Source organism: Youhaiella tibetensis (assembly GCF_008000755.1).
In the GTDB taxonomy this organism is placed as follows: domain Bacteria; phylum Pseudomonadota; class Alphaproteobacteria; order Rhizobiales; family Devosiaceae; genus Paradevosia; species Paradevosia tibetensis.
The window spans coordinates 4,045,719-4,068,516 of sequence record NZ_CP041690.1 but is presented as its reverse complement, the minus strand read 5'-3'; the positions used below and the strand labels follow the sequence as shown (position 1 = coordinate 4,068,516).

The 22,798-nt window shown below is 64.2% G+C and carries 22 protein-coding genes; 7 read left to right on the top strand and 15 right to left on the bottom strand.

Translation table 11 applies throughout. The features are described 5' to 3' along the window. The first annotated feature begins 92 nt into the window (after positions 1 to 92). The 3 genes from FNA67_RS19955 (at position 93) to FNA67_RS19945 (ending at position 5,341) form a co-directional block, all read left to right on the top strand. Positions 93 to 482, top strand: coding sequence for a response regulator (locus FNA67_RS19955; protein ID WP_145976815.1), 390 nt, complete (start codon positions 93 to 95; stop codon positions 480 to 482). A gap of 249 nt (positions 483 to 731) precedes the next feature. After that, complete coding sequence (locus FNA67_RS22360) at positions 732 to 3,236, top strand: methyl-accepting chemotaxis protein (protein WP_082202292.1); 2,505 nt, start codon at positions 732 to 734, stop codon at positions 3,234 to 3,236. A gap of 389 nt (positions 3,237 to 3,625) precedes the next feature. Beyond that, positions 3,626 to 5,341 carry a methyl-accepting chemotaxis protein gene (locus FNA67_RS19945; protein WP_147657865.1) on the top strand — a complete coding sequence of 572 codons (1,716 nt, stop codon included), beginning with the start codon at positions 3,626 to 3,628 and terminating at the stop codon, positions 5,339 to 5,341. A gap of 19 nt (positions 5,342 to 5,360) precedes the next feature. On the opposite strand, the gene FNA67_RS19940 is transcribed toward FNA67_RS19945, so the two are convergent. From FNA67_RS19940 to thpR, 11 genes are all read right to left on the bottom strand, one after another. Continuing rightward, entirely contained in the window at positions 5,361 to 6,047 is a 687-nt protein-coding gene (locus FNA67_RS19940; RefSeq protein ID WP_147657863.1) for an aspartate/glutamate racemase family protein, read from the bottom strand. After that, a complete protein-coding gene (locus FNA67_RS19935; RefSeq protein WP_147657861.1) occupies positions 6,044 to 6,484 on the bottom strand; it encodes a GNAT family N-acetyltransferase in 441 nt (146 codons plus the stop codon). The genes FNA67_RS19940 and FNA67_RS19935 overlap by 4 nt, the downstream gene beginning before the upstream one ends. After that, a complete protein-coding gene (locus tag FNA67_RS19930; protein WP_147657859.1) occupies positions 6,477 to 7,007 on the bottom strand; it encodes an RNA pyrophosphohydrolase in 531 nt (176 codons plus the stop codon). Before FNA67_RS19930 ends, FNA67_RS19935 begins: the two co-directional genes overlap by 8 nt. Before the next feature lie 4 nt (positions 7,008 to 7,011). Next, the gene (locus FNA67_RS19925) at positions 7,012 to 8,181 is read right to left on the bottom strand and encodes a divergent polysaccharide deacetylase family protein (protein ID WP_147657857.1); all 1,170 of its coding nucleotides are present in this window, start codon (positions 8,179 to 8,181) and stop codon (positions 7,012 to 7,014) included. 83 nt (positions 8,182 to 8,264) lie between these two features. Further along, positions 8,265 to 9,650 carry a S41 family peptidase gene (locus tag FNA67_RS19920; protein WP_244616408.1) on the bottom strand — a complete coding sequence of 462 codons (1,386 nt, stop codon included), beginning with the start codon at positions 9,648 to 9,650 and terminating at the stop codon, positions 8,265 to 8,267. 6 nt (positions 9,651 to 9,656) lie between these two features. Continuing rightward, a complete protein-coding gene (locus FNA67_RS19915) occupies positions 9,657 to 11,099 on the bottom strand; it encodes a murein hydrolase activator EnvC family protein (RefSeq protein ID WP_147657855.1) in 1,443 nt (480 codons plus the stop codon). A 99-nt stretch (positions 11,100 to 11,198) separates the two neighbouring features. Then, positions 11,199 to 11,618: a GNAT family N-acetyltransferase gene (locus FNA67_RS19910; RefSeq protein ID WP_147657853.1), complete on the bottom strand. Its 420-nt coding sequence runs from the start codon at positions 11,616 to 11,618 to the stop codon at positions 11,199 to 11,201. A gap of 18 nt (positions 11,619 to 11,636) precedes the next feature. Then, on the bottom strand, positions 11,637 to 12,836 hold the full coding sequence (rlmN, locus tag FNA67_RS19905) for a dual-specificity RNA methyltransferase RlmN (protein ID WP_147657851.1): 1,200 nt from the start codon (positions 12,834 to 12,836) through the stop codon (positions 11,637 to 11,639). 130 nt (positions 12,837 to 12,966) lie between these two features. Beyond that, positions 12,967 to 13,479 carry an invasion associated locus B family protein gene (locus FNA67_RS19900; protein WP_049706816.1) on the bottom strand — a complete coding sequence of 171 codons (513 nt, stop codon included), beginning with the start codon at positions 13,477 to 13,479 and terminating at the stop codon, positions 12,967 to 12,969. Positions 13,480 to 13,554: 75 nt separating this feature from the next. Further along, the gene (locus tag FNA67_RS19895) at positions 13,555 to 14,085 is read right to left on the bottom strand and encodes an invasion associated locus B family protein (RefSeq protein WP_049706815.1); all 531 of its coding nucleotides are present in this window, start codon (positions 14,083 to 14,085) and stop codon (positions 13,555 to 13,557) included. Positions 14,086 to 14,300: 215 nt separating this feature from the next. Next, positions 14,301 to 14,840 carry an RNA 2',3'-cyclic phosphodiesterase gene (gene thpR / locus FNA67_RS19890; protein WP_049706814.1) on the bottom strand — a complete coding sequence of 180 codons (540 nt, stop codon included), beginning with the start codon at positions 14,838 to 14,840 and terminating at the stop codon, positions 14,301 to 14,303. A 267-nt stretch (positions 14,841 to 15,107) separates the two neighbouring features. On the opposite strand from thpR, the gene FNA67_RS19885 reads away from it, so the two are divergent. Further along, positions 15,108 to 15,878, top strand: coding sequence for a Bax inhibitor-1/YccA family protein (locus FNA67_RS19885; RefSeq protein WP_049706813.1), 771 nt, complete (start codon positions 15,108 to 15,110; stop codon positions 15,876 to 15,878). 100 nt (positions 15,879 to 15,978) lie between these two features. Then, positions 15,979 to 16,482, top strand: a complete 504-nt coding sequence (locus tag FNA67_RS19880; protein ID WP_082202291.1) for a GNAT family N-acetyltransferase — start codon at positions 15,979 to 15,981, stop codon at positions 16,480 to 16,482. Between the two features lie 108 nt (positions 16,483 to 16,590). Here FNA67_RS19880 and FNA67_RS19875 read toward each other — a convergent pair whose 3' ends face one another. The 4 genes from FNA67_RS19875 to acnA form a co-directional block, all read right to left on the bottom strand. Then, positions 16,591 to 17,013 (bottom strand): GNAT family N-acetyltransferase, encoded by a 423-nt coding sequence (locus FNA67_RS19875; RefSeq protein ID WP_147657849.1) that lies wholly within the window; start codon positions 17,011 to 17,013, stop codon positions 16,591 to 16,593. 44 nt (positions 17,014 to 17,057) lie between these two features. Beyond that, positions 17,058 to 17,450 carry a DUF2794 domain-containing protein gene (locus FNA67_RS19870; protein WP_082202290.1) on the bottom strand — a complete coding sequence of 131 codons (393 nt, stop codon included), beginning with the start codon at positions 17,448 to 17,450 and terminating at the stop codon, positions 17,058 to 17,060. 325 nt (positions 17,451 to 17,775) lie between these two features. Next, complete coding sequence (locus FNA67_RS19865) at positions 17,776 to 18,501, bottom strand: DUF1223 domain-containing protein (RefSeq protein ID WP_147657847.1); 726 nt, start codon at positions 18,499 to 18,501, stop codon at positions 17,776 to 17,778. Between the two features lie 139 nt (positions 18,502 to 18,640). Further along, the gene (gene acnA / locus FNA67_RS19860) at positions 18,641 to 21,316 is read right to left on the bottom strand and encodes an aconitate hydratase AcnA (RefSeq protein ID WP_147657845.1); all 2,676 of its coding nucleotides are present in this window, start codon (positions 21,314 to 21,316) and stop codon (positions 18,641 to 18,643) included. A 188-nt stretch (positions 21,317 to 21,504) separates the two neighbouring features. Here acnA and ccmA point away from each other — a divergent pair, with 188 nt between their 5' ends. Both ccmA and ccmB read left to right on the top strand, forming a co-directional pair. Further along, a complete protein-coding gene (gene ccmA / locus FNA67_RS19855) occupies positions 21,505 to 22,137 on the top strand; it encodes a heme ABC exporter ATP-binding protein CcmA (protein ID WP_147657843.1) in 633 nt (210 codons plus the stop codon). Further along, positions 22,134 to 22,787, top strand: coding sequence for a heme exporter protein CcmB (gene ccmB, locus FNA67_RS19850; RefSeq protein ID WP_147657840.1), 654 nt, complete (start codon positions 22,134 to 22,136; stop codon positions 22,785 to 22,787). The genes ccmA and ccmB overlap by 4 nt, the downstream gene beginning before the upstream one ends. The last annotated feature ends 11 nt before the right edge of the window (positions 22,788 to 22,798 follow it).

Here is a 22,798-nt window from a genome sequence, read left to right as displayed (position 1 = left end):
AGATTTGTAACAGTTTTTGCCCTAGGGTTTTCCAAGCGAAGCCCTGTCCAGAAGCGGACTTTCTTGGGGCGCACAGAAGGCGATTTGCGTAAATGCCAAAAGCAAGTGCAGTGAGCGTTTTGGTGGTGGATGACCAGCAGTCCATGCGGGGTATCTGCAAGTACATCCTGACCCAGCTCGGTTTTAAAGACATCCACGAGGCCAAGAGCGGCCGCGATGCCCTGGGCAAGCTGGAAAAGACCAATGTCGACCTCATCATTTCCGACTGGAACATGGATGACATCGACGGTCTGACCCTGCTCAAGGTGATCCGCAAGCACCCCAAGACACAGGCGATGCCGTTCATTATGGCAACGGGCCGTTCCGACAAGGAGCAGGTCAAGGAAGCCATCTCGGCGGGCGTCAACAACTACATCATCAAGCCGTTCGATGCCGGCACGATGAAGAAGCGCATCGAGGCCGTGATCGGCGCCCTCACCTGACGCGACACCGCGATCGCAAGCATCATGCACCATGCCGGCCCTCGTGCCGGCATTTTGCTTTTCCGGGTTTCCGAGGCGAGACGGGCGCGGCGCGTAAAACTGCGTAAGAACTTCTTAAATCGCAATCTGTAACGTTTCCATTGAGGCCTGACTGGGAGGAAAGGGCCGTCGTGTGTTGCGCAGTGCCTGCAGAAGAGCGGGTGCGGTCGACGGTCATGCTCCCTTCTGACGACCCAGGAGAGGGGAATCATGGGACTGTTAGACCGACTTCGTATTGCGCATAAACTCCCGCTGGCCATGGTTGGCTCGGCATTGCTCGTCGCCAGTGGCGTCGGGCTGGTGAGTTCCTATATCGGCTCCCAGACCGTGAGCGGGTTGGCGCGCCAGCAGATGCAGACCATCGCCCAGGCACGGGCCGATGCGTTCAGCACCTATCTTACCGACATCCAGAGCGATGTGATGGCGACTGCTTCCAGCGAGGTGGCGCGCACGACGTTGCGCGACTTCTCCATCGCCTGGGGACAGTTCGCCAAGGCTCCGGTCGAACGCGATCCCACCGAGGCGCTGCAGGAAGCCTACATCACGCAGAATCCGAACAAGGAGGCCGAGCGGCAGTTGCTGGACACGTCCGCCGGCACCACGAAGACCAATTACGACTTCACCCATTCCAAGATCCACCCCACCTATCGTCGCCAGCTCGAGCTGCGCGGCTATGCGGACCTCTTCCTCCTCGATGCGACGGGCAACCTCATCTATTCGGTGATGAAGCAGCCCGATTTCGCCGCCAACTTCGCCGCGGGCGGCCAGTGGGCCTCGACCGGGCTCGGGCAGGTCTACGCCCAGGCCATGGCCATGACCGAACCGGGGCAGGTGGCATTTTCCGACTTCTCCACCTATGAGCCCAGCCACGGCGCGCCGGCGGCCTTTCTGGCGTCGCCTGTCTTCGACTTGCGCGGCAAGACCATCGGGGTCATGGCGGTGCGGCTTTCGGAGGCGAACGTCAACGCGGTCATGAGCGAGCGCAACGGGCTGGGAGAAACGGGTGAGAGCTTCATCGTCGGCACCGATTACCGGCTGCGCAATGATTCCACCTTCAGCACCCAGGACGACACCCTGGTGACCGAATACCGCGAACCGGTCGTCGATGCGGCACTGGCCGGCAATCCGGCCTTTGCCGAGACCAACGACTATCGCGGCATGCCGATGCTGGCGGCGGCGATCCCGCTCGCCTTCAACGGCACCAACTGGGCCTTCGTCACCACGATGGGTCAGGATGAGGTCTTCGCGCCCGTGGCCGGCATGCGCAATACGATGCTGGCCATCGGCGGCGCGCTGCTGGCGGTGGCGGCGCTGGGCGGGTGGCTGTTCTCGCGCTCGATCTCGCGTCCCCTGACGGGCATGGCGGGCGCAATGGACGAGCTTGCCTCGGGCAACCTTTCGGTCGAAATCGAGGGTGGCAAGCGTGGCGACGAACTGGGCGCCATGGCGCGCGCCCTCGAAGTCTTCCGCCAGAATGCCCATCGCATGGTCGACATGACCGAGGAGGAGCGCGCCGCTTCGCTCCAGCGGCGCAGCGATCGCGCCGAGATGATGCAGGCGCTCCAGCGCGCCTTCGGCCAGGTGGTCGATGCGGCGGTGGCCGGCGATTTCTCGCGCCGGATCGAAGTACAGTTCGAGGATGCCGAGCTGAACGTTCTCGCCGACAGCGTCAACAACCTGGTCGCGACCGTGGACCGGGGCGTCAGCGAGACCGGTGTCGTCCTGGCAGCGCTCGCCGACGCCAACCTTTCCATCCGCATGGAGGGGGACTACGAGGGGGCTTTCCTCGACCTCAAGCAGAACGCCAACCGCGTGGCCGAAAAGCTGACCGAGGTCATCGGGCAGCTCAAGTCGACCTCCTCGAGCCTCAAGACGGCGACGGGTGAAATTCTCTCGGGCGCCAACGATCTTTCCGAGCGAACCAGCCGGCAGGCGGCGACGATCGAGGAGACTTCGGCGGCCATGGAGCAGCTGGCGGCCACCGTGCTCCAGAATGCCGATCGTGCCCGCGAGGCCTCGCAAACCGCGGGCACCGTAACCCGCACCGCCGAGGAAGGCGGGCAGGTCATGGGTGCGGCCAACAATGCCATGGAGCGCATCGAGACATCGTCCTCCAAGATCTCCAACATCATCGGCATGATCGACGACATCGCCTTTCAGACCAATCTCTTGGCCCTCAACGCTTCGGTGGAAGCGGCGCGGGCCGGCGAGGCAGGCAAGGGCTTTGCGGTCGTGGCCGTCGAAGTGCGGCGCCTGGCGCAATCGGCGGCGCAGGCCTCGGCCGAGGTCAAGACGCTCATCGAGCAGAGCGCGCTCGAGGTCAAGGACGGCACGAGGCTGGTGGCGGAGGCCGCCGCCAAGCTCGAGGCCATGCTCGCCTCGGCCCGTTCGAGTAATGCGCTCATGGACAGCATCGCCCACGAAAGCCGCGAGCAGGCTGCTGCGATCGACGAAGTCAACGCCTCGGTTCGCCAGATGGACGAGATGACCCAGCACAATGCCGCGCTGGTCGAGGAGACGAACGCTGCCATCGAAAAGACCGAGGCGCAGGCCCGCGAACTTGATCGGGTAGTGGACGTCTTTACGCTCGGCCGCGCGCCGGAATCCGGTGCCGGCGAGGCGGAAAATCTCGCTACCCTGCGGGCTCCGCCGAGGAACAAGAGCTATCGCAGCGAGGGCAATGCTGCACTCGACACGTCGTGGGAGAGCTTTTGACGGCAACAGGCAAGTTCCTGTGCAAGCATTCGTTAAGGAGCGGAGAGCATGCTCGGTTATGTAGTAGCCTTTGGGCAGGCGAATGTATCTTGCGCGGATCGCATTGGTGACAGTTGCGGGCGCCTCTGAAAGGGCGGCCGTCCAATCTGGCTGAGTGATCGAGGGCGCCCGCGGGCGCCCTCTGTCATTTGCGGAACCCGCCATGCCGCCCCATTGGCAGAACTACAGATGGGCTCATAAACGCAGCCGTTCGCTTCGGGCTCGATACTGAGGGGAAGCCAGGAGTAGCGCCGACGTCAGCATTTGGTCTGGGGGACAAATTGACATCGCTTCCGTTTATCTCACGTCATTCCATTCAAAACGAAGAACGCAGCAAGGTGGACGCGATCATGCGTTCGCAAGCGGTTATCGAGTTCTCGCTCGATGGCGTCATTCTGACGGCCAACAAGAACTTCCTCGATACCGTGGGCTATACGCTCGATGAGGTGGTAGGCCAGCACCACCGCATGTTCGTTGATCCGACCGAAGCCGCCTCGCCGACTTATGCCGCCTTCTGGCAGGGCCTGGCCCGGGGCGAATATCAGTCCGCCCAGTATCGGCGGGTCGCCAAGGGCGGGCGCGAGATCTGGCTGCAGGCGAGCTATAGTCCGCTTCTTGACCGGCATGGCAAACCGGTCAAGGTCATCAAGTTTGCTACCGACATCACCGAGCAGAAGAATCTCTCGGCCGACCAGGCGGGCAAGATCGCAGCGATCTCGCGCGCACAGGCCGTGATCGAATTCGGCATGGACGGAACGATCCTCACCGCGAACGAGAACTTCCTTTCCACCCTTGGCTATCGCCTCGACGAAATCGTAGGCAAGCACCACCGCATGTTCGTGGAGCCGTCCTACGGCGCCAGCCGCGAATACGAGGATTTCTGGGCGAAGCTGCGGTCCGGGGAGTTCATCGCCGCCGAGTTCAAACGGTTCGGAAAAGGAGGCAACGAAGTCTGGATACAGGCCTCCTACAACCCCGTCTTCGATGCGGCGGGCAAGCCGGTCAAGGTGGTCAAGTTCGCCACCGACATTACCGAACGCAAACGGGCCGAAGGCATCATCGACCGACTGAAGACAAGCCTGGCGCGGATGGCCGAGGGGGATCTCAGCGGGCGGATCGACACGCAGTTCACCGGTCAGTACGAGGAATTGCGCGTGGCGTTCAACCAGTCGCTCGAGCAGATGACGCTGATCGTGAGCCGCCTGCGGACGACCTCGCGGGCGCTCAAGACCGCGACCGGCGAAATCCTCTCCGGGGCCAACGACCTTTCCGAACGCACCACCAAGCAGGCCGCCACGATCGAGGAGACCTCGGCGACCATGGAACAATTGGCCTCAACGGTGGTCGAGAACGCCAAGCGGGCCGAGTCGGCCAGTGCCAAGGCGCGCACGGTCAGCACCACGGCAAGCGAGGGAGGGGAGGTGATGCGCCGGGCCAACGAGGCCATGGAGAAGATCACCGCCTCCTCGTCCAAGATTTCCAACATTATCGGCATGATCGACGACATCGCCTTCCAGACGAACCTCCTCGCTCTCAACGCGTCGGTGGAAGCGGCGCGGGCCGGGGACGCGGGCAAGGGCTTTGCCGTCGTGGCGGTGGAGGTGCGACGCCTGGCGCAAAGCGCGGCGGGGGCCTCGTCCGAGGTCAAGGCGCTGATCGAGCAGAGCGCAACCGAGGTCGATGGCGGCTCACGACTCGTGGCGGATGCGGCCAGCAAGCTCGTGGCCATGCTGGATTCGGTCAAGGAGAACTCGGCGCTCATCGAAGGCATCGCCACGGCCAGCCGGGAGCAGGCGGGCGCCATCGAGGAGGTGTCGACGGCTGTCCGGCAACTCGACGAGATGACCCAGCACAACGCCGCGCTGGTCGAACAGACCAATGCCGCGATCGAGCAGACGGAGGCCCAGGCCAGCGAACTCGACAAGATCGTCGACGTCTTCAATGCTGAGGAACGGGAGCCGCCGCAGGCGCCGGTCCGGGCGCTCCAGGATCGCGTCAAGGCGGCTGCCAGGAGCTATCTGGGCAAGGAGAAGGTTGCCGTCGGCCAGGATTGGTCCGAGTTCTAGCGCTCCGGGGCCGTCGCGGTCAGGCGAGCGCGGCGGCCACCAGGGCCTTGGCGTGTAACTCGGTGGTGTCGAATACCGGCAGCGGCGAATTGGAGTCGTCGATCAGCATGTCGATCTCGGTGCAGCCCAGGATCACCGCCTGGGCTCCTCGCGCAGCCAGTTGCTCGATGGCGCTCACATAGGTCAGGCGGCTTTCCTCGCGCACTATGCCGAGGCAAAGCTCTTCGTAGATGATGCCGTTGAGATTGGTCCTGCCGACTTCGGGAACGAGCACCTTAAGCCCACGTGCTTCCAGCCGCTGGCGGTAGAAGGGCATCTCCATGGTGAAGCGGGTTCCCAGCAGTCCAACGGTGTCGTAGCCATCCGCCAGCAGAGCGTCGGCGGTGGGGTCGGCGATGTGGATGAACGGAATATGCAGGCTGGCCGCAATGGCGGGCGCGACGATGTGCATGGTGTTGGTCGCCAGCCCGATCAACCCGGCGCCCTGCGCTTCCAGGCCGGCCGCGACCGCAGCGAGACTGGCGCCGGCCTCTTCCCAGTTGTCGGCGCGCTGCATGGCCTCGATCGGGGCGAAATCGACCGAATGGAGCAGGACGGGCGCCGAATGCAGGCCGCCGCGCAGCCGGGCGGTCTCGCGATTGAGGACTGCATAATAGTGGGCGGTCGATTCCCAGCTCATGCCACCGATCAGGCCGATAGTTTTCACGTCAACTTCCGCCGGAAGAGCACGATCCGCTCGGTCTCCTCGAAACCCCAGCCGGCATGGCTGAGATGGGAGGTGGTGTTGTAGATCGCCGCGTCCGAGCCGAGTTCGAAGAGCTTGCGCTCGCGGGCCCAGTCGGCAACGGCTTCGACCAGAGCGCGGCCGAGGCCGTGACGGCGATAGGCCGGGGCGATGTAGATGCCTTCGAGCCAGGCGACGGGCGCGGTCTCGCAGCCATCGCCATAGGGCCTGACGGAGGCCTCGGCGAAGCCGATGAGTTCCTTGCCCTCGAAGGCGCCGAACGCGGGCGTATCCGGGCTGGCGAGCATCTGGCCAACCTCGGCGTCGAGTTCAGCCTCGCTATGGCCCGGCCACAGCAGGAGCCGCTGCGCGCACCAGGCGGCTCGATCGTCCTGGGTGAGGCGCCGGATGTCAGCCATCGCTCACCGGTAGGGGAATGTCGGCGAAGGCGGCCACTACCTTGAGATAGGCGTCATGCTTGAAGGGCACGATGAGATCGGGCGTGCGCGTCAGCTCTTCCCAGCGCCAGGCGTCGAACTCGGACGGGTGTCCGTCGCCGGGCTCGATCACATTGATCTCGGCTTCCTCGCCGGTGAAGGCGAAAGCGAACCAGCGCTGGCGCTGGCCGCGGTACTTGCCTTTGAGAGCGATGCCCAGGGCCTCGTCGGGCAGGTCATAGTAGATCCATTCAGGAGCTTCGGCGATCAGACGGGCCGAGCGCACGCTGGTCTCCTCGAAGAGCTCGCGCGTCGCCGCCTCGATCGGAGCCTCGCCCTTGTCGATGCCGCCCTGCGGCATCTGCCAGGGAGCGCCCGCTTCGGCCGAATCCTCGGGATCGTCCTCCGGTCGCCGGCGGCCGATGAAGACCTGTCCCTTGTCGTTGAAAAGGGCGATCCCCACGCAGTCGCGATAGGGCATGTCTTCACGGATGGGCTTGGGCATTGTCTTACCGTTTCATCAAGGCGCTAACGGGCACCAGAATGACACCATTGTCCTCGGCAGTCTTGGCCCATTCTGCGACGGTTGCGACGGAAACGGGAAGAGCCGAAATGATGCCGATCGCCGAGCCCTTTTCGACGGCCTGCGCCTTGAGGGCATCGAGGGCCGCCATGATCGGTTCGCGTGCAGGGTTGTTGTCGAGCACCATGCCCGCCTTGGCGAAGGGAACCTTGTTGGCATTGGCGAGCTGGCTGGCCAGGGAGCGATTGGACGAACCGTCGTCCAGATAGCCCAGACCGCGCGTGCCGACCTCCTCCATGATGGGGGCGAAGTCGGCGCCGGTCGAAGTGAAGCGGGCGCCCATGTAGTTCATTACCCCGACATAGCCGCCGAGCCGAGCCATCAGCCAATAGAGCTTGTCGATATTGGCGCGGGGCTGCTGCCCGGTGAGCAGGGTCTGCGGACCGGGGTCGTTATCGGGATAGTCGAAGGGTTCGAGGGGCAGCTGAAGCAGCAACTCATGGCCCGAATTGCGGGCCGCGGCGGTCGTGACGTCGAGGGTCTTGCCATAGGGCGCGAAGGCCATGGTCACCGCGCTGGGCAGTTTGTCGATGGCTTCGAGCGTGCCCGCCTGGTTCAGACCCAGGCCGGTGATGATGAGCGCCACGAGCGGCTTGCCGCCGGCGGTTTCGGGGGTCACCGAGGCGCGCGAATAGGCGGCGAAAGGGGTGCGGCCGTCGGCGGAAACCCGCGGGATCGGTCCGTTCTGGGTTTCCTCGGCGAGATCGGGAATGACGCCGAACTCATTGGGAGTGTTGGCCGGGTCGGAAGAGCCCGAGGCGGGCAGGCCCGGATCGACGGAGATGATCCTGGCGCCGCCGGCTCCGGCCGGGGTCTCTTCGGGATCGGCCGTGATGGTGACGACGCTGGGCGAGGAGACCTGGCTGGCAACAGAATTGCCCGTGCGGCTGGCATTGATATCGGCGGTGGTCTGCGGCCTTCCGCCCTGGGGATCGTTCACCACCAGGACCCTTACCGCGACGGCGCCCAGGATCGCCAGGATAACCGCGAAACCCAGCCGTGCCAGGGGCAGGTGGAGGGGATTGCCGCGCAAGGCGCGCGCCTTGCGGTTCCTGTCGGTCTTGCGACTGAGGGGAGCGCTCAGCTCGTCGGCCATGCCAATCCGTCCAATAGGTCAAAAAACAAGCGGGGCGGGTGCCGAATCAGCACCCGCCCCGGCCTGCAGTTTCTAACACGGAATCAGTTAACCTTTGCGATGGTCTGCTGATCGGACTTGGGCGGGTAGGCGTCGTTGTGCTCTTCCCCGTTGATCAGCTTGAGGGCGTACTGAAGCTGGGTGTCGTCTTCCTTCTTGGCCGGCACGTAGACCGACGAGCCCGTGGTCGCCTTCTCCTCGGTGCCGCCGCCGATCTGGCCGGGAAGCGCCGCTTCGCCGATGATCTCGTCGCGGCCCTTGAACTCTTCGGGCACGTTCTCGGTAATGGTGATGTCCGGTTGGATGCCGGCGGCCTGGATGGAGCGGTTGTTGGGCGTGTAGTAGCGGGCCGTGGTCAGGCGCATTGCGCCGTTTTCGCCCAGCGAGATGATCGACTGCACGGAACCCTTGCCGAACGAGCGCGTGCCGATGAGGGTGGCGCGCTTGTGGTCCTGAAGCGCCCCGGCGACGATCTCGGCAGCCGAGGCCGAGCCGCCATTGATCAGCACGATCAGCGGGACGTCGGCGATCTTGGAATCGAGGGCGTCGGGCTTGGCGTCGTACCGGGCGCTTTCCTGGTCGGAGCGGCCGCGCGTCAGCACGACCGATCCCTGCTTGAGGAAAGCGTCGGCAACGAAGACGGCCTGGTCAACGAGGCCACCCGGGTTGTTGCGCAGGTCGAGGATGATGCCCTTGGGCGCAACGCCGTTGCGTTCCTTGTAGACGTCGTCGATCGCCTTCTTGATGCCCACGAACGCCTGTTCGGAGAAGCGCGAGAGACGCAGCACCGCCACGTCGCCTTCCATGCTCATGCGCACGGCGCGCATGGCGATGATGTCGCGGGTCAGGTCGAAATCGAGCGGCTTGTCCTGGCCTTCGCGCATGATGGTGAGCTTGACCTTTGAGCCGACGGTGCCGCGCATCTTGGCCACCGCGTCATCGAGCGCCATGCCCTGGACGTCGGTCCCGTCGATCTGGATGATGAAGTCGTTGGGCAGGATGCCGGCGCGGGCGGCCGGCGTATCATCGATGGGGGAAACGACCTTGAGAACGTCGTTCTCCATGGTCACCTCGATGCCCAGGCCGCCGAACTGGCCGGAAACGTCCTGCTGGGTGTCGGCGTAGTCCTTGGGGGCGAGATAGTCCGAATGCGGATCGAGCGAGGTCAGCATGCCGCGAATGGCGGCGCGGATCAGTTCCTTCTCGTCGGGCACGTCGACATATTCGGCGCGGATCCGGTCGAGCACTTCGCCGAACAGGTTAAGGTCCGAGTAGAGTTCGGACGGATCGCGCGCCTGGGCGGCGGCATCGGCGTCCTTGGTGACCTCGGTCGGCGGGGTGGGCTCTTCCTGCGCGAAAGTCGCCGCAGGCAGTGTTGGCAGCATGAGCGCGAACGCGATAGCGGCGGCGCGGACTGGCGACAGGTTCATCAGGAATTATCCACTTTGCGTCGGGTTCGGGGCCCACCATCCCGTCGGGTCGATGGGCGCGTTGTCTTTTCTCAGTTCAATATAAAGGGTCGGTCGTGATCCGCCAGCGCTGGTGGTCACGGTCCGGCCAATTGTGTGTGATCCCATCGTACCAACGGGTTCGCCCATCATGACGAACTGGCCGATGTTGACTGAGGTCGCGGCAAGGCCGGCGAGAAGGATCGTATAGTCATTGCCCGGATTGAGAATGACGATTTGGCCATAATTGAGGTAGGGGCCCTTATACATGACCCATCCGTCCGCCGGGGCGACGACCTGCGCGTCGGGGCGCGTGAGGACCGAGAGGCCCTGCGAGATACCCCCGAAGCCATCGCTGCCGCCAAACTCGACGGCGTTGGTGCCCGTCGAGGGCATGGCCAGGTAACCCTTTGCCGCATCGAACGGAAATGCTGGCTCGGTCCGGGACGTGTTGGCCAGGGCCAGCCTTATGGCTTCCGGCGTCAGCGAAGAGGTGCTGGAGGATGCCGCTTCCGGTTGATGGCCGGTGCCGGCGACGCCGGTCGCCTTGGCCTGCAAGCTCGCGACAAGTTGTTTGAGATCGGTGGCGCGCGCGGCCAGTGACAGCGCTTCCTGCTCCTCCTGGGCGAGCTGGGCCGTCATCTGGTCGATGCCCTTCTTGCGCGCCGCGATGAGGGTGGCGATACGCAATTGCTCTTCCTCGAGCACGGCATAGTTCGCCTTGAGCTGCTTTTCCTCTTCGATGGCTTCGGCCTTGATCTCTCCCAGACGCTTGAGGTCGGTGCTGACTGCCTCGGCCTTGGCGTGCAGTTGCGGGAAGATCGCCGACATCAGCAGGGCGCTACGGGCCGAGTTGAGCGCGTTGTTGGGGTCGACCAACAGGGCCGGAGGCGGATTGCGCGATACGCGCTCGAGCGCGGCCAGGACGTTGGCCATCTCGGTGTCGGCGCCGTCCAGCCGTCCGCGCACTTCCAGTTCCTTTACGATCAGCTCGCCGATCTTGTCCTCCATCGAGGCAACCTCGATTTCGGCCATCTTGACGCGCTGGGCGGCGGCGATGAGCGCGGCGTTTTGCTTGGTGCGGTCGCCCGACATCTCCTCGATCTCGCGGCGCAGCTCGTCGGCGCGATCCTTGGAGACGGTGATGGATTTCTCGATTTCATCGAGAGCGGCCTGTCCGGATTGCTGGGTCTGGTCGGGCGCGGCGTTGACCGGGGTGCCGGCGGGCGGCGAGACATCGAGCGGATCGACGGTGGCGGGAAGGCCCGCGTCGGGGGTTACCGGCGTGCTCGGCTGCTCCGGCGCCTCTGTCTGGGCAGGGGCGGACGGATCCTGGGTCTGGGCATGGAGTGAGGGGGCAAGAGCAAGGGCGGTGGCGAGCACCAGGCTGCCGACCGCGATTTTAACCCTAGCGCCGGAAGGCACCGACATTACGTCTCCCGCGAGCGAATCACGGCGGCACCATAGCAAACGAAGCGTAAACGCACCGCTTACGAATAGGTAACTTTGCGGGGAGAGGGCCGGGAGCGCCTAGAGACTGAACTCGTAATAGGCAATGGAGGCAGCCTTTCCGCCCAGGGCCCGATAAAGCGCATTGGCAGCCACGTTGTCGTGCTCGGTCCCCAGCCACGCCTCGGTGCAGCCGAGTTCGCGGCCCCAGGCGAACATCTCGCGCACCATCCTCGTGGCGATCCCGAGACGCAGGTGGCTCGATGCGGTGCCGACCTCATCGACGTAGAGTTCGCTCGCCTTGTCCGGGTGCCGGTGCACGACGGCGGCGCATTGGCCGACGACCTGGTCGCCATCGAACGCCAGTACCATGAGGTGACTCGGTATCGCCAGGTAGGCGGTGAGGCGTGTCGGATCGATCGGCTCGTCAAAGACGTCGGGCGCTACTGCGGAGAGCCGGTATTCCTCACCCTCCGCGAGGCGAACTATCCGGATATCCATGGCGCCTCCGCGTGTGGGTCATCCCGCCAGGGCTTCCCGGTCTTTCTTCGAAAGCCGCTCGGTTTCGCTCTTCAACTGGCCGCAGGCCGCGAAGATATCGCGGCCGCGCGGCGTGCGCACCGGGGAGGCGTAGCCGGCCCGGTTGACGATATCGGCGAACTTTTCGATGCGCGAGGAGGTCGAGCATTCGTAGTTGCTGCCGGGCCAGGGATTGAACGGGATGAGGTTGATCTTGGCGGGGATGCCGGCCAGCAACCGCACCAGTTCGCGCGCATCGGCGTCGGAATCGTTGATGTCGCGCAGCATCACGTATTCGAAGGTGATGCGCCGGGCATTGGAAAGGCCCGGATAGTCGCGGCAGGCCTGCAGCAGCTCCTTTAGTGGCCACTTCTTGTTGATCGGCACCAGGATGTCGCGCAGGTCGTCGCGCACGGCATGGAGCGAAATGGCCAGCATCACGCCGATCTCGCTGCCGGTCGGGCCGATCTGGGGAACGACGCCGGAGGTGGAGAGGGTGATGCGGCGCTTGGAAAGGGAGATGCCGGCTTCGTCCGAGGCGATCAACAGTGCCTGCTTGACGTTGTCGTAATTGTAGAGGGGCTCGCCCATGCCCATCATCACGATATTGGTGATGGCGCGGGTCTCGCCCGAGGGGACAAGGCCGTCGGTGGGACGCGAGCCGCCGGGAAAGTCGCCGAGCCGTTCGCGGGCCATGAGCACCTGGCCCAGGATTTCCCCAGCCGTGAGGTTACGAACGAGCTTCTGGGTGCCGGTGTGGCAGAACGAGCAGGTGAGGGTGCAACCGACCTGGGAGGAAACGCAGAGCGTGCCGCGATCCTCCTCGGGGATATAGACGGTCTCCACCTCGACCGGGGGCATGTTGGGATTGGCCGGGTCGCGGAAGCGGAACAGCCACTTGCGGGTGCCGTCCGAGGACACCTGCTCGGTGACGATCTCGGGCCGGTCCAGCATGAAGCTGTCAGCGAGCTGCTGGCGCACGCCTTTGCCGATATTGGTCATGCGCTCGAAGTCGGTGACCCCGTTCACATACATCCAGTTCCAGAGCTGGCTGGCGCGCATGCGGCTTTCGCGCTCGGAGATGCCGCCTTCGACCAAGGTCTGGGCAAGCGCGGCGCGGCCGAGGCCGATCAGGGGCTTGCGGCTCTGGCGCGCCGGACGCGGCGCAGTTGCGTGGTCGAGATTAAGAGCGATGCTCATCAGCGGACTCGAAGGGTTCCATCAGGGCGCGTCCAAAACACTTAACCCCGGACTTGGCCGGGGTCGTCAGGCTCGCGCGCCTTTTACAATCTGGTTTGGCCGGTCCCTTAGCACAAGAGCCCGCGCCAATCTAGCATCCGGTGTCGATGGCCCGGGAGGCGGCGGTGGCGCCCGAAAGCGAGAAGGTCTCGGTCACGCGGATGCCCTTGTCGGTCGTCGCCTCCACGACCAGGGTCGAGCCGGCGCGAATGGCGCTCGCGAGGGCGTCGCTCTGGCCCGGGTCCTGGAGCCAGGCGGCGTCGTTCTCGGTAAAGAGCTGGAAGGCCTGGCTGCCGACGCTCAGCGTCGCGGGGCTATCGGGCGCGAAGGTGAAGCCGGCGACCAGGTTCACCTCGTTGGTGATGTTCTCGGCCGGCCGATGGGTCACGTAGAGATAGGCCTGCGAATAACCATCGGGCGTGGGGTCGACGGTCTTGGGCTTGGAAAGGGCGAAGCAGAGCGCCCCCGATCCCTCGGTGGTGGCGTAGGACGACCAGTCGCGGAAGTCTCCGAGGAGGCGAACGTTCTGGGCCTGCGCACCGGTGCTCGCCAGGGCGAGCCCAACAAGAACGAGGGCGGCGCAGGGCTTGGGAGCGAAGATCATAAGGGCCTCAGGGTCGTGCGATAGCGGGCGGACCATAGCGGACCGCCCGTCGCGATTCCAGCCTTTGCGCCGGGTTTAGCTGCAGGCCTTGTCGATGGCGGCCATGGCGGCGGTGACGCCGCTGAGCGAATAGGTGTCGACAGTGTCGGTGCCGCGCTGGCTGGTACCCTTGACCACAAGGTTCGAGCCCGCCTTCATGGCGCCCACGAAGCCGCCTTCGTCGCCGGCGCTCGCCAGCCAGGCGGCCGAACCTTCAGTGACCATCGGATAGGTCTTGCCATCCACGGCCGCGCTCGCATTGGGCGACTGGGCATTATAGGGGTAGCCGATCAGGGTCTGGACCTCGTTCTTGGTTCCCAGGCCCTTGCGGTGGATCACCAGGAAATGAATGGGGTCGCGATTGGCGCCCTTGGGCTCGCTGGAACTGGGCTGGGCCGAAATGTAGCAGATCATGCCGTTCGCATCGGTGCCCTGCCAGGCCGTCCAGGCCTTAAAGGTACCGAGGCTCTTGGCGCCGGCGCTCTGGGCCATTGCAGGGGTGAGCCCGCTGACCGCAATGGCGCCTGCCAAAATTCCGAACAGCATGCCACGGGTCGAGGATTTCATCGCCAAACCATCCTTGATTTCATTTGGGGCCGACAGAGACCGACAGTGCGTAGGATGCGGTAAACATGGTTACCAAGGTCTCAAAACGCGGCGTTTTTGAACGAATTCGCTTTCATTGAGGGTCAAATTTGACCGCAATTTGGCGCTGCCGATCACGCAGTTGGGTGTTAACGCGTTCAGGATGAATGAATTCTGAACGCGCGTGCGCGTCCCGGTCAGGCAGCCAGTGGATAGCTCTGCTCGACCACGTAGGGACCGCCCCCTACCGAGTCCCGGCTCGAAAACAGCACGAACCGTCCGACCGGGAATTGCAGCGGCTCGAACCGGCCGGACATGGCAAGATAGCGCGCCAGTTCCTCGGGTGCGGTGCCCCGCAGGCGCGCCAGGGTCACGTGCGGAGTGTACTTGCGGCTCTCGGGCTCGAGCCCGATCCGTTGCAGCACCCGCTCCTGGGCGGCCTGAAGGCGGCTGAGGGTCTCGTTGAGCTCGACCCCGGCATAGAGGGCGTGGGGTTTGTTGCCACCGAACGCCCCGAGCTGAGTAAGCCGGACGGAGAAAGACAGCCCGTTGGCAAGGCGCTCCAGGCTTGCGCTCACCTCGTTGGCGGTCGCGTAGTCGACATCGCCGATGAAGCGCAGGGTGATGTGGTAATTGTCGGCATCGATCCAGCGAGCGCCATGCAGGCCGCCACGCTTGAGCGAGAGGGCGAAGGCCACCTCCTTGGGGACCTCCAAGCCGGTGAAGAGACGAGGCATGAGTTTTCTCCCCGTTTACGCATCCCGATTCGGCACACTCGCCCTTGAACGGTAACACGAATATGACGCGGGAAAAGACCTCGGGGCGGCCACTCAACAAGTTAGGGGCTGCCTGCCTTCACATCAGTTTGACCGGACAAGTCCGCAAAGCCCAAGTGCCACAGGGGTTTGACCTTGAAGTTGGAACACGCCACCGCCATATTGTGCGGCAGGTGGCTCAAGTCCTTGGGATCCTAAGCCACACTTGGTTATGTGAAAGGGAAACCAATGGCACAATTTGACAGACCGACCATCTCTGCGCGGGCCGGCTCCGCCGCCGCCATTGACGAGGGTCTGCGCAGCTACATGCTGCGCGTTTACAATTACATGGGTCTCGGCCTGGTCGTGACCGGCCTGGTGGCTTACTTCGCCAGCGCCGCTGCGATCACCACCAATGCCACAAACGCCGCCGCCCAGATGGCCGATGGCACCTACCTGACGAACTGGGGCGTCCTGCTCTTCACCAGCCCGCTGATGTGGGTGGTGGCGCTGGCGCCGCTGGCCTTCGTGCTGGTGCTCAGCTTCGGGATCAACAAGCTCTCCACGGGCGCCGCACAGATCACCTTCTGGGCGTTCGCGGCCGTCATGGGCTTGTCGCTGTCCTCGATCTTCCTGGTCTATACCGGCGCTTCGATCGCCAAGGTGTTCTTCATCACCGCCGCCATGTTCGGCGCGATGAGCCTTTGGGGCTACACCACCAAGCGCGACCTGACCGGAATGGGCTCGTTCCTGTTCATGGGCCTGATCGGCATCGTGATCGCCTCGATCGTGAACATCTTCTTCAACTCGGGCGCCCTCTCGTTCGGCATCTCGATCGTGGGCGTGCTGGTCTTCGTGGGCCTGACCGCCTATGACACGCAGAAGATCAAGGAAAGCTATTCGGAAGCCTATGGCGCCGACGTGCTGCACAAGAACGCCATCATGGGCGCTCTCTCGCTCTACCTGGACTTCATCAACCTGTTCCTGATGCTGCTGCGCCTGTTCGGCAACCGCAACTAACATCAAGAAAACACGCTCCAGCGATCAAGATTTCTCGTTGGAAGCTATCGGGGCCACGGTCTAAAACGACCGTGGCCCTTTTGCTTTGGAAGCTTTCCTCGTGTCCCAGCCCGAACCCATCCTGCGTCCCTTCAACTGGTCGGACGTTGCTCCCATCACTGCGATCTATGCGCACTACGTGAAAAACGCGGTGGTGACGTTCGACCTGGAGGTGCCCAGCGAAACGGCCATGGCCGAAAAGTTCGGCCATATGGTGGATCTGGGGCACCCCCTCATCGTGGCCGAGGAAGAGGGCCGCGTCCGCGGATATGCCTATGCGTCCACCTTCCGTCCCCGGCCGGCTTACCGGTTCACCTGCGAGGATACGCTCTATCTCGCTCCGGATGCGGTGGGGAAGGGATTGGGCGCAAAGCTCATGACTGAGCTCATCGCGCAGTCGCAGGCCTTCGGCTTCAAGCAGATGATCGCCATCATCACCGGCGGGACGGAGGCCTCGATCGCGCTCCACCGCAAGTTCGGGTTCGAGGTGCTCGGCGAGTTCCCCCAACTCGGCTACAAGTTCGACCGCTGGCTCGATATCGTCCACATGCAGAGGGCGCTCTAGGCTTCTTTCGCGCGCTCGGCGTCCTCAACGCCCTGAGCCGGCGCTAATGCACGGCGCCTCGCGAGCGGAGATATTCAGGCGGCTCTGGAGAAGAAGGACGCGGTGTCCTCAGAGCGCCTTGCGCATGGGGTAGGCCACGAGGGTGAGCCCGGTTTGGGGCTCGCCCACGTCCACCCAGCCGCCTTCCTGGTAGAAGCGGTGGGCGGTGGTGCTGCTGTTGAGAGTGGCAAATTCGAAGCCGGCCGTCCGAAGCGCGTCTTCCATATGCGCCATCAAGGCCCGGCTCACCCCCCGGAAGCGGAAATCGGGCGAGACGTAGTTGAGGCGGATCGAGCCGTCGTTCATGGTGGCGCCGACGCCGGCGATCTGGCCCTCGATCTCGGCCACGTAAAGCGTCGTTGGCTCGCTTTCCAGCATATCGCGCACGCCGGCTTCGGACTTGTTGCGCAGCCAGCCGGACAGAACCTCGGACCGGTTCTGGTGATCGGCCTGGCAGAGCTCGCGGATGGAGGCGGTGAGCACCACGCTCATCGCGGGGATGTCCGCGGCGGTTGCCGCCCTTACGGTGGGCGCCGTCACGTCACGACCGCGAAATGCGGTTCGAGCACGTTGAGGACCAGCCGCAGGTCATGGCCGCGCTTGAGGATGCGGCCCTGCTGGTTGATTACAAGGTACTGACCCTGGCGATTGCGCAGCTTGGGCTGCTTCTCGATGGAATAGAGAGGGCGCTCGGAATTGCGGGCGAAGGCGGAAAACACCGCACGCTCGCGCAGGAAATCCATGGCGTAGTCGCGCCACTCGCCCTTGGCGACCTTGCGGCCGTAGACGGCCAGGATGAGGCTCAATTCGGTGCGGTCGAAAGCTACGTAGGGCGCCGGACGGTTGGGAGCATGGGGCGAGGGGTGCTCGTTGACATGCACGAGGCTCAATCCCTTGGGTGCACCCTGCTGCCCTTCGGCCAACTGCATACTCCCATCGTCGGCTACGTCATCGATCCGTCATGATCGCGTTGTTTGCCGGCGGAAGCAAGCGCCTGCTGTACACCGGTTTCCATCCTGTGTCCGATATAGCGGATTATGTCTCGCTCTACGCGAAATTACCCAATTTCGAACACAATGTGTCCGCGCTGGCGCCCGAAAGCGTCGGCATAACATCGTCATTGCCTCCAGTGGCCGGTGTCCGGGCTGACCGAGCCCCCAAACCACGATGCCCAGACACCGGCCGCCCCTAAAGACCAGTCAGACTGATTTCCTCCCGCCTTGCCCAGGCGGGAGTTTTGTTATTGGGGCTCCACTATTGCTGAAATGCCGCAGCGCCCAGAATATTTCCGGGCAGGCCCCCGGCTTCCTCCTGCACGATGATGACCGCGCCGTTACTGTCGCCGGTCATGACTTCGGAGAGCGGCAGCTTGAGATGGGCGCCGGCGCCCGGTTCCCACATGCCGATCGCCTGCCGGGAGGTCACGACGTTGGTGTAGGTCACATGCTTGCCTTCGTTCTCGCCGCGCTCGATGGCGACATCGGCGCGATCGAGATAGGTCACGAGCCAGACCACTGCATCGGCAAGGCCGGCCTGTCCCTCGATGTCGATGGCGAGCATGCCGTCCGAGGTGTTGAGCGCGACGGGCAGGGTCAGCTTGGTGGAGCGTACGACGCCGTCGATTTCCTGCTGGCGCGAGCCGACCACGCCCTTGACGCCGTTGACGACCATTTGCGGGGTATAGATGCGGTTGCTGCCCCAGCGGGTCGCGTAGTCCTTCTGCCGGGCGGTATTGGCCTTGGCACCGAACGTGTCGGGCCAGCCGATATAGTCCCAATAGTCCACGTGGTATGAAAGCGCGATGACATCGGGGCGCTGGGCGAGCTTGGTGAGCAGGGCGTCCGCCGGCGGACAAGAGGCGCAGCCCTGGGAGGTGAAGAGCTCGAGAACCGCCTTGGGCTGGACGCGCACTTCGAGCGCGTCGGCGGGAAGCGCGAGAAGCAAACCGAGGAATGTGCCCAGGAGCGGTCTGAAAATCATGGGCAAAGTTCTAGGCACGGATTTTTCTGACTGCCAGTCAAATCGGTGAGAGGCAGGACGTCGACCTCTACACGTTGCCGGGAGGCCGCGCCGGGGTCCCCGAGAGGCGGAGGTTTTCCGCCCCTCGGAGGGATCGAAATCAGGCCGCGACGAGGTTGCGCAGCACGTAGTGCAGGATGCCGCCGTTATTGTAGTAGTCGAGCTCGTTCTCGGTATCGATGCGGCAGCGGGTCTTCACCTCCGAGATGCGGCCATCCGAGTGGACGATCTTGACGACGACGTCCGAACGCGGCGTGAGGGTGGTGAGGCCCTCGATGGTCACGGTTTCGGTGCCGTTAAGGCCAAGCGTCTGCCAGCTTTCGCCATCGGCGAACTGGAGCGGCAGCACACCCATGCCGATGAGGTTGGAGCGGTGGATGCGCTCGAAGCTCTGCGCCACGACGGCGCGAACGCCCAGCAGGCGGGTGCCCTTGGCCGCCCAGTCGCGCGAGGAGCCGGTGCCGTATTCCTTGCCGGCGAAGATCACCAGCGGCGTCTCGGACTTCTCGTAGGCCATGGCGGCGTCGTAGATCGGCATCTGCTGGCCGTTCGGCCCCAGGGTGAAGCCGCCTTCCACGCCCGGCACCATCTGGTTCTTGATGCGAATGTTGGCGAAGGTGCCGCGCATCATGACTTCGTGGTTGCCGCGACGGGCGCCATAGGAGTTGAAGTCCTTGGGCGCGACCTGGTGCTCGGTGAGGTAGATGCCGGCGGGGGTCGAGGGCTTGAACGAACCGGCCGGGGAAATGTGGTCGGTGGTGATCGAATCGAGGAAGAGACCGAGGACGCGGGCATCCTTGATGTCGGTGACCGGCGCCGGGGTCATCTTGAGATCGTCGAAATAGGGCGGGTTCTGCACATAGGTCGAGGACGAGTTCCAGCCATAGGTCTCGCCGCCATCGATGGTGATGCCCTGCCAATGCTCGTCGCCCTTGAAGACGTCCGAATAGCGCTTGGTGAACATCTGCGGCGTGACGTTGGCGCGCACGATGTCGGCAATTTCCTTGTTGGTCGGCCAGATGTCCTTGAGATAGACGGGCTGTCCATCCTTGCCCGTGCCGATCGCGTCCTTGGTGATGTCGATCTTGAGCGAGCCGGCCAGCGCATAGGCGACGACCAGCGGTGGGGAGGCGAGGAAGTTCGCCTTGACGTCGGGGTTCACGCGCCCTTCGAAGTTACGGTTGCCCGAGAGCACCGAGGCTGCGACGAGGTCGCCGGCCTGCACGGCCTTGGAAATGGCCGGCGGCAGCGGGCCGGAATTGCCGATGCAGGTGGTGCAGCCATAGCCGACGAGGTTGAAGCCGATGGCGTCGAGATCGGCCTGCAGGCCCGAGGCGGTGAGGTAGTCGGTGACCACCTGCGAGCCGGGGGCCAGCGAGGTTTTGACCCACGGCTTGGAATTGAGGCCGAGCTCGCGCGCTTTGCGGGCGACGAGGCCGGCGGCGACCAGCACCGAAGGGTTGGAGGTATTGGTGCACGAGGTAATGGCGGCGATGACGACGTCGCCGTGACCGATGGAGAAATCCTCGCCGTCCACGGCGACCTTGGGATCATCGGTCTTGGCGAAATCCTTGACCAGCGAAGCGGCGAACTTGTCCTTGGCCTCGGCGAGGACGAGACGGTCCTGCGGGCGCTTGGGGCCGGAGATCGAGGGCACGACCGTCGAAAGGTCGAGCTCGAGCGTGTCGGTGAAGACCGGATCGGGCGAGGCGGTCTCGCGGAACATGCCCTGGGCCTTCGAATAGGCTTCCACGAGCGCGACGCGGTCGGCGGTGCGGCCGGAGGTGGTGAGGTAGGAAAGGGTGTCGGTATCGACCGGGAAGAAGCCGCAGGTGGCGCCGTATTCGGGAGCCATGTTGGCGATGGTCGCCTGGTCCTCGAGGGAGAGGTGGTCAAGGCCCGGGCCGTAGAACTCGACGAACTTGCCGACGACGCCCTTCTTGCGGAGCATCTCGGTGACGGTGAGCACGAGGTCCGTGGCGGTGATGCCTTCGTTGATCTTGCCGGTGAGCTTGAAGCCGATGACTTCCGGGATCAGCATGGTGATGGGCTGGCCGAGCATGGCGGCCTCGGCCTCGATGCCGCCCACGCCCCAGCCCAGGACCGAGAGGCCGTTGACCATGGTGGTGTGGCTGTCGGTGCCCACGAGCGTATCGGGGTAGGCGACGGTCTCGCCGTTCTCGTCCTTGGTCCAGACGGTCTGGGCCAGGTATTCCAGGTTCACTTGGTGGCAGATGCCGGTGCCGGGGGGCACGACGCGGAAATTGTCGAACGCCTGCTGGCCCCAGCGCAGGAACTCGTAGCGCTCGCCATTACGCTCATATTCGAGCTCGACGTTCTGGTTGAAGGCGAGCGGGGTGCCGAAGCTGTCGACCATCACCGAGTGGTCGATGACGAGGTCGACGGGGACGAGCGGATTGATCTTCTGGGGATCGGCGCCGAGCTTGGCGGTGGCGTCGCGCATGGCGGCGAGGTCGACCACGGCGGGGACGCCGGTGAAGTCCTGCATCAGCACGCGCGCGGGGCGGTAGGAGATTTCGTGCTCGGAAGTCTTTTCCGTCAGCCAGGTCACAAAGGCCTTGATGTCTTCCTTGGTGACCGTGCGCCCGTCTTCGAAGCGCAGCAGGTTTTCAAGGACGACCTTGAGCGAATGAGGGAGCTTGGAAACCCCGGGCAGGCCGTTCTTCTCGGCTTCGGGAATCGAGAAGTAGGTATAGGTCTTCCCTCCGACCGTGAGCGTCGTCTTTGAATTGAAGCTGTTGAGGGATTGAGTCACGGGAGACCGCCTTCGCTTTGGGTTGGCCGCTCCACCCCGAAAAGGCCTGCGACAATAGGACCCAGAAGGGGTCCCTCGGACCAGTTGGGGCGTCTCGGAGATTGGAACCAGTCCAATCTAGAGGGGCTTATAGTCAAATCATTTCCAGCTTGCCAGTGCCTCTATGAGTTCAATAGGACATGAAAGCCATGTCCCTAACGAACTCTTTGCCCGCCCGCACGCTGAGCGTAACCGGCCTTGCCCTGCGGCGCGGGGAGCGGCTGCTGTTCGCGGACGTGGGTTTTGCCGTGGCACCGGGCGAGATCCTGCTGCTTCGCGGCCCCAACGGCGCGGGCAAGACCAGCCTGATGAAGTGCCTGGCGGGGTTCCTGCGTCCCGATGCGGGGAGCGTGGTTTTTTCCGGACAGGATGGCGAGGAGCGCTGGGAAGAGGACGTGCATTTCCTGGGGCACCTCTCGGCGGTCAAGGGCCGGCTCAAGGTCGCCGAAAATCTCGAGGCCTGGGCCGCGCTCAATGGCGGGGAGGGTGACGTCATGGCCGCGTTGCGCCGGGTCGGGCTGGCATCCATCGCCGGTCTCGATGCGGGTTATCTTTCGGCCGGGCAGACGCGACGGCTGGCGCTGGCGCGGCTGCTGGTGTCGCCGCGCCCCATCTGGCTGCTGGACGAGCCGACTTCTGCACTCGACAAGGACGGTGACCGGCTGGTGGGCGAGTTGATCGACGCACATCTGGCGGCGGGGGGGCTGGCGGTTGCCGCCACCCATCTTGAACTCAGGATCGCCGACGGCACGCGCGTACGGACCCTGGAGCTGGGCGCGTGAAGGGTTTCCTGGCCATCATCGGGCGCGACCTAAAGCTGGCGACCCGCATCGGGGGCGACGCGCTCACGCTCGTCCTGTTCTTCGTCATGGTCGGCGCGATCGTGCCGTTCGCCATCGGGCCGGACAAGGCGATGCTGGCCAAGCTCGCCCCCGGCCTCACCTGGATCGCGGCATTTCTCTCGTTGCTGCTAGGGCTCGACCGGCTTTTCCGCAACGACGCCGAAGACGGCTCGCTCCAGCTCTTCCGCTTCTCGCGTACGCCGCTCGAAGCCATCGTTGCCGCAAAAGTGATTGCGCATTGGCTGCTGACGGCGCTGCCTCTGATCGCGGCAACCCCCGTCCTGGCGGTTCTGCTCAACATGGACATGGAGAGCTGGCTCCGTACGGTGCTCTCGCTGCTGCTCGGCACGCCTGGGCTCGTGGCGCTCGGCGCCATGGGCGCAGCAGTCACGGTGTCCTTGCCGCGTGGCGGGCTCATAGCGCCCGTGCTGATCCTGCCGCTCGCCATACCACTCCTGATCTTCGGCAGCTCGGCCATTTCGGGACAGCAGTCCGGCGCCGCGATGCTGTTTCTTGCGGCAATAAGCCTCGTGCTTCTGGCCATCGCTCCCTTCGCCGGAGCGCTTGCACTGCGCGTGAGCGAGGAATAGACAACCTCTCC

What these genes read in the sequence shown, in the direction of transcription:
- FNA67_RS22360 (WP_082202292.1), top strand. Translation starts at nt 732, where the DNA reads ATGGGACTGTTAGACCGACTTCGTATTGCGCATAAACTCCCGCTGGCC.
- FNA67_RS19900 (WP_049706816.1), bottom strand. Translation starts at nt 13,479, where the DNA reads ATGATCTTCGCTCCCAAGCCCTGCGCCGCCCTCGTTCTTGTTGGGCTC.
- FNA67_RS19870 (WP_082202290.1), bottom strand. Translation starts at nt 17,450, where the DNA reads ATGCAGTTGGCCGAAGGGCAGCAGGGTGCACCCAAGGGATTGAGCCTC.
- FNA67_RS19925 (WP_147657857.1), bottom strand. Translation starts at nt 8,181, where the DNA reads ATGGCCGACGAGCTGAGCGCTCCCCTCAGTCGCAAGACCGACAGGAAC.
- FNA67_RS19895 (WP_049706815.1), bottom strand. Translation starts at nt 14,085, where the DNA reads ATGAAATCCTCGACCCGTGGCATGCTGTTCGGAATTTTGGCAGGCGCC.
- ccmA (WP_147657843.1), top strand. Translation starts at nt 21,505, where the DNA reads ATGTCCCTAACGAACTCTTTGCCCGCCCGCACGCTGAGCGTAACCGGC.
- FNA67_RS19935 (WP_147657861.1), bottom strand. Translation starts at nt 6,484, where the DNA reads ATGGCTGACATCCGGCGCCTCACCCAGGACGATCGAGCCGCCTGGTGC.
- FNA67_RS19875 (WP_147657849.1), bottom strand. Translation starts at nt 17,013, where the DNA reads ATGAGCGTGGTGCTCACCGCCTCCATCCGCGAGCTCTGCCAGGCCGAT.
- FNA67_RS19885 (WP_049706813.1), top strand. Translation starts at nt 15,108, where the DNA reads ATGGCACAATTTGACAGACCGACCATCTCTGCGCGGGCCGGCTCCGCC.
- FNA67_RS19865 (WP_147657847.1), bottom strand. Translation starts at nt 18,501, where the DNA reads ATGATTTTCAGACCGCTCCTGGGCACATTCCTCGGTTTGCTTCTCGCG.
- FNA67_RS19955 (WP_145976815.1), top strand. Translation starts at nt 93, where the DNA reads ATGCCAAAAGCAAGTGCAGTGAGCGTTTTGGTGGTGGATGACCAGCAG.
- thpR (WP_049706814.1), bottom strand. Translation starts at nt 14,840, where the DNA reads ATGCCTCGTCTCTTCACCGGCTTGGAGGTCCCCAAGGAGGTGGCCTTC.
- FNA67_RS19945 (WP_147657865.1), top strand. Translation starts at nt 3,626, where the DNA reads ATGCGTTCGCAAGCGGTTATCGAGTTCTCGCTCGATGGCGTCATTCTG.
- FNA67_RS19910 (WP_147657853.1), bottom strand. Translation starts at nt 11,618, where the DNA reads ATGGATATCCGGATAGTTCGCCTCGCGGAGGGTGAGGAATACCGGCTC.
- FNA67_RS19930 (WP_147657859.1), bottom strand. Translation starts at nt 7,007, where the DNA reads ATGCCCAAGCCCATCCGTGAAGACATGCCCTATCGCGACTGCGTGGGG.
- FNA67_RS19915 (WP_147657855.1), bottom strand. Translation starts at nt 11,099, where the DNA reads ATGTCGGTGCCTTCCGGCGCTAGGGTTAAAATCGCGGTCGGCAGCCTG.
- rlmN (WP_147657851.1), bottom strand. Translation starts at nt 12,836, where the DNA reads ATGAGCATCGCTCTTAATCTCGACCACGCAACTGCGCCGCGTCCGGCG.
- FNA67_RS19920 (WP_244616408.1), bottom strand. Translation starts at nt 9,650, where the DNA reads ATGAACCTGTCGCCAGTCCGCGCCGCCGCTATCGCGTTCGCGCTCATG.